A 10,342-nucleotide genomic window follows, 5' to 3' on the forward strand; every position below is an offset into this window, starting at 1 on the left:
GCGCCGCCGGCTCGTGCTGCCCGACGGCGCCGACGAACGGATCCTGCGCGCGACCGAGGTGCTGCTGCGCCGGAGCGTCGCCGAGATCACGCTGCTCGGCCGCCCGGACGAGATCGCCCACCGCCCCCACCGCCGAGGTGCCGCCGCCCGTTGTCGACCCGCCGGCGGTTGTCGACCCGCCCGCCGCGCCGGTCGCGCCCGCCGATGAGTGACCAGGCGCCCGCCCGCCCGAACCCGCAGACAAGTGAGCAGCCCACAGTCACGCTGGACCCCCGCCGTGTGCGGGCCGCCCGCCGGTCCCGTGGGCGGCGTCTCCTGCCCCGGCCGAGCTGGGCCCTGGTCGCCATGGTCGTGGTCGTCCTGGGCGGTCTGCTGGTCGTCGAGGCGTACACGAACGCCGCGTTCGTACCGGACAACCGGGTGACGCCCGGCAGCCAGCGGGAGGTCCCCAGCTCGGTGGTCGGCGGCGGCCCGATCGTCAACGTCGGCGCGGAGGGCCGGACCCAGTCGCACCGCCTGCCGCCGCGGACCGTCGCGCTCACCTTCGACGACGGACCCGACCCGCGGTGGACGCCGGAGGTGCTGCGCGTCCTGGACAAGTACCAGCTCAAGGGCACCTTCTTCGTCATCGGTTCGCAGGTCGTCAGAAACCCGGAGGTGACCCGCCGGCTGGTGGCCGAGGGCCACGAGCTGGGCGTGCACACGTTCACCCATCCCGACCTCGCCGCGCTGCCGGAGTGGCGGCGCGAACTGGAGTACGCGCAGACGCAGCTCGCCATCGCCAGCACCACAGGTGTCCGGACGTCGCTGCTGCGCTTCCCGTACTCGTCCCGGGCGGACGCGTACACCGACCGGGACTGGCCGATGCTGCGGCAGGCGGGCGAGCTCGGCTACCTCACGGTGGTCAACGACGTGGACAGCCGGGACTGGGAGCTGCTCCCGGTCGAGGAGATGATCGCGAACGCCACGCCGGACGGGACGGCCGGCACCATCGCGCTGTGGCACGACTCGGGCGGCGACCGGGCCGGCACCGTGGCCGCGCTGGACCGCTACATCCCGGCGATGCTGGAGCGCGGGTACCGCTTCACCACGGTCAGCGAGGGGCTCAACCAGACGTTCGCCGCCGCGGGTGTGTCCGGCCCGGTGGGCGGGCAGACGGCGGCCCCGCTCGACGAGCGGTTGCGGGGACATGTGCTGGTCGGCGCGGTACGCGTGGCCGACGGCATGTTCGGGGTGCTCGGCGTCTTCTTCGTGCTCGTCGGGGTGCTCACGATCGGCCGGACCCTGCTGCTGTTCGTTCTGGCCCCACGGCACGCGCGCCGCCGCCGTCGCCGCGACTGGTCGTGGGGTCCGCCGGTCACCGAACCGGTCTCGGTGATCGTGCCCGCGTACAACGAGCGGGAGGGCATCGCCGCGGCGGTCCGCTCGCTGGCCCTGGGTGACCACCCCGGCGGCATCGAGGTGGTGGTGGTCGACGACGGCTCGACCGACGGCACCGCCGACATCGTCGCGGCGCTGCGCCTGCCGAACGTGCGGGTCGTGCGCAAGCCCAACGGCGGCAAGCCCAGCGCGCTGAACACCGGCGTCGCGCTGGCCCGGCACGACCTGATCGTCATGGTCGACGGCGACACGATCTTCGAGCCGGACTCGGTCCGCCGGCTGGTACCGCCGTTCGCCGACCCCCGGGTCGGCGTGGTCGCCGGCAACGTCAAGGTCGGCAACCGCCGCGGCCTGATCGCCAAGTGGCAGCACATCGAGTACGTCATCGGCTTCAACCTCGACCGCCGCCTCTACGAGACGCTGCGCTGCATGCCCACCGTCCCCGGCGCGATCGGCGCGTTCCGGCGGCAGGCGCTGGAGCAGGTGGGCGGCCTGACCGACGACACGCTCGCCGAGGACACCGACGTCACCATCGCCGTCGGCCGCGCCGGCTGGCACATCGTGTACGAGGAGAGCGCCCGCGCCTGGACCGAGGCGCCGACCACCATCGGCCAGTTGTGGAAGCAGCGGTACCGGTGGAGCTACGGCACCATGCAGGCGATGTGGAAGCACCGGCGCTCGGTGATCGAGAGCGGTCCGTCGGGCCGGTTCGGCCGCCGGTGCCTGTCGTTCCTGACGCTGTTCGGCGTGCTGCTGCCGCTGGCCGCCCCGGTGATCGACCTGCTCGCCATCTACGGGCTGATCTTCCTGGACCGCAGCGACACGGTGGTGGCCTGGCTGGTGATGCTCGCGCTCCAGTTCCTCACCGCGGTGCTCGCCTTCCGGCTGGACCGGGAGAAGCTCGGCGTGCTCTGGGTGCTGCCGTTGCAGCAGTTCGTCTACCGGCAGGTCATGTACCTGGTACTGCTCCAGGCGGTCGGCACCGCGCTGACCGGCGGCCGGCTGGGCTGGCAGAAGCTGCGGCGTACCGGGGACCTGCGGGTCGCCGGGCGGGGCGCGGCCGGCTGAGGCCGCGCCCGGCCGCGCGCGTCAGTCGTCGTCCGGGTCGTCGAGGCGGGCCAGCCAGGTGGCGAACCGCTCGATCGGGGTCTCGAACTCCGGGTTCAGGTCGACGAAGTCACGCAGCCGCTCGCCCAGCCACTCCAGGCTGACCTGCTCGTCACCCCGGCGCTCGACCAGCTCCTCGATGCCACGGTCGGTGAAGTACACGGTGTTCCTCTCGTCGTACGGCAACGGCCCGCCCCGGGTCGGGACGGGCCGCTGCCGGTGGTGTCACGGGCGGGGGAGAGCCGCCTCGATCAGCGCGTTCTGCTCGACCTCGTGCATCTTCGCCGAGCCCACCGCCGGGGCGGCGGCGGCCGGGCGGGAGATGCGGCGCAGCCGGACCTCGGGCAGGTGCTCCAGCAGGTTGAGCGCGACGAACGACCAGGCGCCCTGGTTGGCCGGCTCCTCCTGGACCCAGGCGAAGTCCTCGGCGTTCGGGTACTGCGCGAGCGCGGCCCGGACCTCCTCGACGGGCAGCGGGTAGAGCTGCTCCATCCGGATGATCGCGGTGTCCGTCACGCCCCGCTCCTGCCGGGCCTGGAACAGGTCGTAGTAGACCTTGCCCGAGCAGAGCAGCACCCGCTTCACCTGCTCCGGCGCCGGAGCCGCGGTGTCGGCCAGCACGGGCTGGAACGTCCCGGTGGTGAAGTCCTCCACCGGTGACACGCACAGCTTGTGCCGCAGCAGCGACTTCGGCGTGAACACCACCAGCGGCTTGCGCTTGGGCGACATGGCCTGGCGGCGCAGCAGGTGGAAGTAGTTCGCCGGGGTGGTCGGGATGGCCACCCGCATGTTGTCCTCGGCGCAGAGCTGCAGGAACCGCTCCGGGCGGCCGGACGTGTGGTCCGGGCCCTGGCCCTCGTGGCCGTGCGGCAGCAGCAGCGTCACCGCGGAGCGCTGACCCCACTTCACCTCGCCGGACGAGATGAACTCGTCGATCACCGACTGGGCGCCGTTGACGAAGTCACCGAACTGGGCCTCCCAGGCCACCAGCGCGTTGATGTTCTCCACCGAGTAGCCGTACTCGAAGCCCATGGCCGCGTACTCGGAGAGCAGCGAGTCGTGGACGAAGAAGCGCGACCGCTCGCCGTCGGCGGTGAGCGACATCAGCGGCAGGTAGTCCTCGCCGGTCTTGGCGTCGACCACCGAGGCGTGCCGCTGGACGAACGTGCCGCGGCGCGAGTCCTGCCCGGCGAGCCGGACGGTGACGCCGTCGTGCAGCAGCGTGCCGAACGCGATGATCTCGGCGAAGCCCCAGTCGATGCCGCCCTCGACGGACATCTTGCGGCGCCGCTCCAGCAGCTGCTGGATCCGCTTGTGCGGGGTGAAGCCCTCCGGCAGGTTGACGTGCGCCTCGCCGATCGCCTTGACCACCGCGGCGTCGGTGGCGGTGTCGACATGCGGCTCCGGCTCCTCCTCCCGCGGCGGGCGGCTGAGCTGACGCGGTGTGGTCGCGGCGTCCCGGGTGGCCTTGAAGACCCGCTCCAGCTGCCCCTGGTAGTCGCGCAGCAGCTCCTCCGCGTCCTCCACGGTGATGTCGCCGCGCCCGATCAGCTCCTCGGTGTAGAGCTTCCGGACCGACCGCTTGGAGTCGATGATCTTGTACATCTCCGGGTTGGACATCGACGGGTCGTCGCCCTCGTTGTGCCCGCGCCGGCGGTAGCAGACCATGTCGATCACGACGTCCTTGTTGAACGCCTGCCGGTACTCGAACGCGAGGCGGGCCACCCGGACCACTGCCTCCGGGTCGTCGCCGTTCACGTGGAAGATCGGCGCCTGGATCATCCGGGCCACGTCGGTGCTGTAGAGGCTGGACCGGCTGTACTCCGGGGCGGTGGTGAAGCCGACCTGGTTGTTGACGACCACGTGCACGGTGCCGCCGGTGCGGTAGCCGCGCAGCTGGGACAGGTTGAGCGTCTCGGCGACCACGCCCTGGCCGGCGAAGGCGGCGTCACCGTGCACCGCCAGCGGCAGCACGGTGTAGCCCTCCAGCTTGAGATCGATCCGGTCCTGCTTGGCCCGGACTATCCCCTCCAGCACCGGGTCGACGGCCTCCAGGTGCGACGGGTTCGCCACCACCGACACCTTGACCGCGTGCTCGCCGTCCGGAGTGGTGAACTTGCCGTTCTGGCCGAGGTGGTACTTCACGTCGCCCGAGCCCTGGGTGGAGCGCGGGTCGAGGTGCCCCTCGAACTCGGAGAAGATCTTCTCGTACGGCTTGCCGACGATGTTCGCCAGCACGTTGAGCCGGCCGCGGTGGGCCATGCCGATGACGACCTCGTCCAGCCCGGCCTCGGCGGAGCACTCCAGCACCTCGCCGAGCAGCGGGATCAGCGACTCGCCGCCCTCCAGCGAGAAGCGCTTCTGGCCGACGTACTTGGTCTGCAGGAACGTCTCGAACGCCTCGGCCGCGTTGAGCCGGTTCAGCACGTGCTTCTGCTCGTCGGAGCTCGGCTTCTCGTACTTGCGCTCGACCCGCTCCTGGATCCAGCGCCGCTCCTCCGGGTCCTGGATGTGCATGTACTCGATGCCGACGCGGCGGCAGTACGAGTCGCGCAGCACGCCGAGGATCGAGCGCAGCTTCATCCGCTGCTGGCCGGCGAAGCCGTTGACCGGGAAGACGCGGTCGAGGTCCCAGAGCGTGAGCCCGTGCTGGAGGACGTCCAGGTCCGGGTGCTTCCGGATCTTGAACTCCAGCGGGTCGGTGTCGGCCATCAGGTGGCCGCGCACCCGGTACGCGTGGATCAGCTCGTGCACCCGCGCGGTCTTGTTGATCTGGCCTTCGCTGTCCACGGCCACGTCGCGCATCCAGCGCACCGGCTCGTACGGGATGCGCAGCGAGGTGAAGATGTCGTCGTAGAAGCCGCGCTCACCGAGCAGCAGCTCGTGCATGACCTTCAGGAACTCGCCGGACTGCGCGCCCTGGATGATCCGGTGGTCGTACGTGCTGGTCAGCGTGATGACCTTGCTGACCGCGAGCTGGGCCAGGGTGGCCTCGCTCATGCCCTGGTAGGGGGCCGGGTATTCCATCGCGCCGACGCCGATGATGGCGCTCTGCCCCTGCATCAGGCGCGGGATCGAGTGCACGGTGCCGATGCCGCCCGGGTTGGTCAGCGAGATCGTGGTGCCGGAGTAGTCCTCCATGGTCAGCTCGTTGCGGCGGGCGCGCCGGACCACGTCCTCGTACGCCTGCCAGAACTGCCGGAAGTCCATCTGCTCGCAGCCCTTGATGGACGGCACCACCAGGTTGCGGGAGCCGTCCGGCTTGACCAGGTCGATCGCGATGCCCAGGTTGACGTGCTCCGGGCGGACCATCGCCGGCTTGCCGTCGACCTCGGCGAAGGAGTTGTTCATCTCCGGGTGCTCGACGACGGCGCGCACGAGCGCGTACCCGATCAGGTGGGTGAAGCTGACCTTGCCGCCGCGACCCCGGGTCAGGTGGTTGTTGATCACGATGCGGTTGTCGACGAGCAGCTTGGCCGGGACGGCGCGCACGCTGGTGGCGGTCGGGACGGCGAGCGACGCGTCCATGTTCTGCACGATCTTGGCGGCGACGCCGCGCAGCGTCGTGGTGCCGGCGGCGCTCGCGGTCGGCGCCTTGGCGGCCGGCTTGGCCGGGGCGGACTTCTTCGCCGGCTCAGGCGCCTTCGCCGCCGGCTTCGCCGCGGGCCTGGCCGGGGCGGCCGCCTTCGGCTCGGCCTTGGCGGGGGCCGCCTTGGCGGGCTGCTCCTTGACCGTGGCCACTGCTTCCTGCTGCTCGGCCGGCTCCGGCTTCGCGGCCGGCTTGGCCTGCCCCTCCGGGCGCGGTGTGGCGGCGCCCGGGGCCGGCCGGTAGTCGGCGAAGAAGTCGTGCCAGGCCGAATCGACGCTCGAGGGGTCGGCGAGGTAGCGCTGGTACATCTCCTCGACGATCCACTCGTTCGGGCCGAAACCCGCCAGTGGGTTCTCCTGCGAAGTCTGCTGGGTCGACACGGCCGCTAATCGCCTCTTTCACGCGGTTGTGAATGTCACGGTGGCCCCCGGTGACCCCCGGTTGCCGACGCTGGGTAAACCGATGCCAAGGCTACGCCGTGCGCTGAGCGCAGGCATTCTCGCCTCCGGCTGGTGGTCCGTTTCACAGAAGATGCCAGAAGTTCGGCAAACGCTGCGTGATCCGGCGACTCCTGCTAGACGGCGAAGGCCCCGGCCGGTGACGGGTGTCACCGGCCGGGGCCCGGCCTGACCGCGAGGTCAGGAGATGTCGCGCTTGCGGATCGTGGCGACGCCGATCGCGCCGGTCACCACCGCGTACCCGATCAGCACCGCGGCGCCGGCCCAGCGGGGCGGGTTGCCGGGAATCTCGGTGCCGGCCACCATCAGGCTGGAGGCCAGCGACGGCACCAGCAGCTGGAGCTGGTTGATCCAGTCGCCGAAGCGGCCGGCCAGCAGGCCGATGGCGATCGCCGCGCCGATGGTGCCGCCCAGGTAGAGCAGGATGCCGGTCACCGTGGCGCCGATCTGGCTGCGGATCAGCACGCCGAGCCCGACGCCGAGCACCGACCAGAGCAGGTAGGCCAGGCCGTTGAGCGCGACCGACGTCCAGACCTCTCCGCTGCCGAGCTGGGTGCCCACGTTCGTGGCATTCAGGATCATCGGCCCGAAGATCAGGTTCAGCACCGTGGTGACGACCCAGAACAGCAGCGCCAGCACGCCGGCCGCGACCAGCTTGGCCAGCATCACCGCGGTGCGGTGCGGCGCGGTGAGGAACGTGGTGGTCACCGTCTGATGGAAGAACTCGCTGGTCACCACCACGATGCCGAGCAGCAGCACGATGAGCAGGCCGAAGAACTGGCCGTTCGTGTAGAGGTTGGCGGCCAGGCTGTCGGCGCTGGAGATCGCCTGCACCTGGTCGGCCTGGTCGGCCGGTACCTCGCCCAGGTCGCCGCCGGCCAGCGCGTCGGTCTGCAACCAGTTGAACAGCAGCGCCAGCGCCCAGAGCGGCAGGCTGATCAGCCCGAAGATCCACCAGGTGCTGGTGGTACGGATCTTGAGCAGTTCGGATCGGACAAGCGTCATCGGATCTCCGCCTTTCCGGCCGTCAGCTCCAGGAAGACCCCTTCGAGGTCGGGCCGCTCGGTGGTCAGCTCGTGCAGCTCGACCTTGGCGGCCAGCGCGAGGCGGCCCACGGTCGGGGCGTCCACGCCGCTGACCAGCAGCGCGCCGTGCGGGTTGGCGTCGACGGTGGCGGACTGCTCGCGCAGCACCGTGGCCAGCTCGTCGGCCTGCGGGGTGCGCACCCGCACCCGGACGCCGTGCGTCATCGACGCCATCACCTGGTCGACCGGGCCCTGCCGGACCAGCTTGCCGGCCGCGATGATCACCACGTCGTCGGCGAGCAGCTGCATCTCGGAGAGCAGGTGGCTGGAGACCAGCACCGTACGACCCTCGGCGGCGAGCCCCTTGAGGAAGCCGCGCATCCAGCGGATGCCCTCCGGGTCCAGGCCGTTGGCCGGCTCGTCCAGGATCAGCACCTGCGGGTTGCCGAGCATCGCCGCGGCGATGCCGAGGCGCTGCTTCATGCCCAGCGAGTAGCCCTTGAACTTGCGCTTCGCCGCGGGCGAGAGCCCGACCAGGGCGAGCGCCTCGTCGGCGCGCTCCTTCGGCAGCCCGGCCGCCGCGCAGATCACCCGCAGGTGGTTGATGCCGGTGCGGCCCTTGTGCGCGCTGGACGCCTCCAGCACCGCGCCCACCGTGCGCAGCGGGTCGGGCAGGTCGGCGTACCGGCTGCCGCCGATGGTCGCCGTGCCGGCACTCGGCGTGACCAGGTTCAGCAGCATGCGCAGCGTGGTCGTCTTACCGGCGCCGTTCGGGCCGAGGAAGCCGGTGACCCGGCCCGGCTCGACGGTGAACGACAGGTTGTCCACCGCGCGGACGGTCTTGTATTGCTTGGTCAGGCCGGACACGATGATCTGGCCGGTCCCGGCACTGGGGCGTGGCTGCCCGTCGGACATCATTCTCCTCTCCTGCCCCGGCGGGCATGACGCGCGCCGGTGGGGGGCGCTGTTGCGGGGGCGCCCTGCAACAGCCTTCCAACCCGGCGCAAGGGGGTCAATCAGGCGGGACGTGTACGCGCCGTCCTCCTCAGGTAGGACATCAGGCGGTCGCCAGCGCCACCCAGGTGGCCCGGGCGCGGCCGAGCAATGCGCCGTCCGCACCGTACAGGCTGGTGTGCACCTCCGCCTTCCGCCCCTCACCGCCCACCGCGAGGCCGGTCACCACGCATTCGTCGCCGGGTCGTGGCAGCGCCGTGACCTGTGCGGCGATCCGCCCCAGGACGTACGGGCGGCCGGGCGCGAGCACCGCCCAGCCACCGGGGCAGTCCAGCGCCGCCCACACGGTCGCGGGCGTCACCTCGGCCGGGGCGCGGAACGGCGCGGCGGTCCGCCCGTCCGGCAGCCGCCCCGGGAAGATCCGCAGGCCGTCCGGGTGCGCCGGGCCGCAGACGAAGCAGCGGGGAAACGGGTGGTCCAGCAGACCGGGGTACGCCCGCGCGGCGTCGGCCGCCGTCGCCCGGTCCACCGGCGGCACCACCGCCTCGACCGGCTCCACCCGGCGTACCTGGGCGATCAACTGGCCGTCCGGGTCGCGTACCTCGCCGTCGGCGGCGGTCAGCGGGGTCTCCAGCGGCGGCGGCCGGCGCAACGTGACCTCCACCGGCCCCCGGTCGTCGATCAGCGCGGCGAAGATCCCGGCGCTCCAGCCGCCGTTGCCCGAACCGTCCGGTCCCTGGAACCGGGCCTCGACCAGCATGCGCACCTCCGGGTTCACCGCCGCCGGCGCCGTCGCGGGCGGTCCGCCCGGCAGCCTCGCACACGCCGGTCCCGTCCCGGCCGTCCCGGTTCGCACGACGCCGCCGACCGGCGTTCACCGGATCGACACCCCTCACCCCGCCCGGTGGCAACCCACGGCACCTACACAGGAGCCATGGCCGTTCTGCACGCCGCTGGCGCACCGCTCACGACCAGCGGTTACACCCTGCTGATCGCCGACGACCCGACACTGGTCGCGGCCGCGCAACGCCTGCGCCACGAGGTGTTCGCCGGCGAACTCGGCGCCACAGTGCCGAGCGCCGTCACCGGGCTCGACTCCGACGAGTTCGACGCGCACTGCGACCACCTCGTGGTGCTGCGCGAAGGCACCGGCGAGGTCGTCGGCACGTACCGGCTGCTGCCACCCGGCCGCACCGCACGCCGGTACGCCGACGGCGAGTTCGACCTGCGCCCGCTCGCCCCGCTCCGCGACGACCTGGTCGAGGCGGGCCGCTCGTGCGTGCACCCGGACCACCGGACCGGCGCCGTGATCAACCTGATGTGGGCCGGGATCTGCCGCTACCTGCATCTGCGCGGCTCCCGCTGGCTCGGCGGCTGCGCCTCGGTGCCGGTCACCGACGGCGGGGTCGCCGCCGCTGCGGTGTGGGCCGAGGTCAGCGCCCGGCACCTGGCCCCGCCGGCGCTGCGGGTGACCCCGCGCCGACCCTGGTTCGCCGAGGCGCCCGCCGCCGACCCGGGCGCGCTCACCCCCGCCGGGGGCCGGGCGCTCGTGCCGCCGCTGCTGCTCGGCTACCTGCGGCTCGGCGCCTGGGTGGCCGGTGAGCCGGCGTACGACAGCGACTTCGGCTGCGCCGACTTCTACGTGCTGTTCTCGCTCGACCGGATGAACCCGCGCTACCTGCGGCACTTCCTCGGCGGCGGCTCGTGACCGCAGATGCTCCTCCGCGTGGCAGGGCCACGCCCCCGACGGGACCGGCCGCGGCCCCGGACGTGTCGCGCCTGCGCCGGGCGGGACGGCTGCTCGGCGTACTCGGAATGCTGCTGGCCGG

7 protein-coding genes and 1 pseudogene are annotated in these 10,342 nt (G+C 72.0%); 3 read left to right on the forward strand and 5 right to left on the reverse strand.

Annotated elements, in window-relative coordinates:
• Both BAW75_RS31955 and BAW75_RS04230 read left to right on the forward strand, forming a co-directional pair.
• Positions 1-139 (forward strand): annotated as a pseudogene (locus tag BAW75_RS31955) (phosphate acyltransferase); the annotation flags it as partial.
• A gap of 65 nt (positions 140-204) precedes the next feature.
• Complete coding sequence (locus tag BAW75_RS04230; RefSeq protein WP_104112714.1) at positions 205-2,448, forward strand: bifunctional polysaccharide deacetylase/glycosyltransferase family 2 protein; 2,244 nt, start codon at positions 205-207, stop codon at positions 2,446-2,448.
• A gap of 21 nt (positions 2,449-2,469) precedes the next feature.
• Here BAW75_RS04230 and BAW75_RS04235 read toward each other — a convergent pair whose 3' ends face one another.
• From BAW75_RS04235 to BAW75_RS04255, 5 genes are all read right to left on the reverse strand, one after another.
• Complete coding sequence (locus BAW75_RS04235) at positions 2,470-2,649, reverse strand: DUF6104 family protein (protein ID WP_030503218.1); 180 nt, start codon at positions 2,647-2,649, stop codon at positions 2,470-2,472.
• Between the two features lie 63 nt (positions 2,650-2,712).
• Complete coding sequence (locus BAW75_RS04240; RefSeq protein WP_104112715.1) at positions 2,713-6,456, reverse strand: multifunctional oxoglutarate decarboxylase/oxoglutarate dehydrogenase thiamine pyrophosphate-binding subunit/dihydrolipoyllysine-residue succinyltransferase subunit; 3,744 nt, start codon at positions 6,454-6,456, stop codon at positions 2,713-2,715.
• Positions 6,457-6,714: 258 nt separating this feature from the next.
• Entirely contained in the window at positions 6,715-7,539 is an 825-nt protein-coding gene (locus BAW75_RS04245; RefSeq protein WP_104112716.1) for an ABC transporter permease, read from the reverse strand.
• Positions 7,536-8,477 (reverse strand): ABC transporter ATP-binding protein, encoded by a 942-nt coding sequence (locus BAW75_RS04250; protein WP_420914978.1) that lies wholly within the window; start codon positions 8,475-8,477, stop codon positions 7,536-7,538. The genes BAW75_RS04245 and BAW75_RS04250 overlap by 4 nt, the downstream gene beginning before the upstream one ends.
• 139 nt (positions 8,478-8,616) lie before the next feature.
• Positions 8,617-9,273, reverse strand: a complete 657-nt coding sequence (locus tag BAW75_RS04255; protein WP_069087399.1) for a hypothetical protein — start codon at positions 9,271-9,273, stop codon at positions 8,617-8,619.
• Between the two features lie 174 nt (positions 9,274-9,447).
• Here BAW75_RS04255 and BAW75_RS04260 point away from each other — a divergent pair, with 174 nt between their 5' ends.
• Positions 9,448-10,221 carry a GNAT family N-acetyltransferase gene (locus BAW75_RS04260; RefSeq protein WP_104112718.1) on the forward strand — a complete coding sequence of 258 codons (774 nt, stop codon included), beginning with the start codon at positions 9,448-9,450 and terminating at the stop codon, positions 10,219-10,221.
• Positions 10,222-10,342: the final 121 nt, after the last annotated feature.

The organism is Micromonospora chalcea (assembly GCF_002926165.1).
Taxonomy (GTDB): domain Bacteria; phylum Actinomycetota; class Actinomycetes; order Mycobacteriales; family Micromonosporaceae; genus Micromonospora; species Micromonospora chalcea.

Bases quoted from the DNA above. Each gene is read 5' to 3' on its own strand.
- BAW75_RS04230 (WP_104112714.1), top strand. From the start codon at position 205: ATGAGTGACCAGGCGCCCGCCCGCCCGAACCCGCAGACAAGTGAGCAG.
- BAW75_RS04245 (WP_104112716.1), bottom strand. From the start codon at position 7,539: ATGACGCTTGTCCGATCCGAACTGCTCAAGATCCGTACCACCAGCACC.
- BAW75_RS04250 (WP_420914978.1), bottom strand. From the start codon at position 8,477: ATGATGTCCGACGGGCAGCCACGCCCCAGTGCCGGGACCGGCCAGATC.
- BAW75_RS04255 (WP_069087399.1), bottom strand. From the start codon at position 9,273: ATGCTGGTCGAGGCCCGGTTCCAGGGACCGGACGGTTCGGGCAACGGC.
- BAW75_RS04260 (WP_104112718.1), top strand. From the start codon at position 9,448: ATGGCCGTTCTGCACGCCGCTGGCGCACCGCTCACGACCAGCGGTTAC.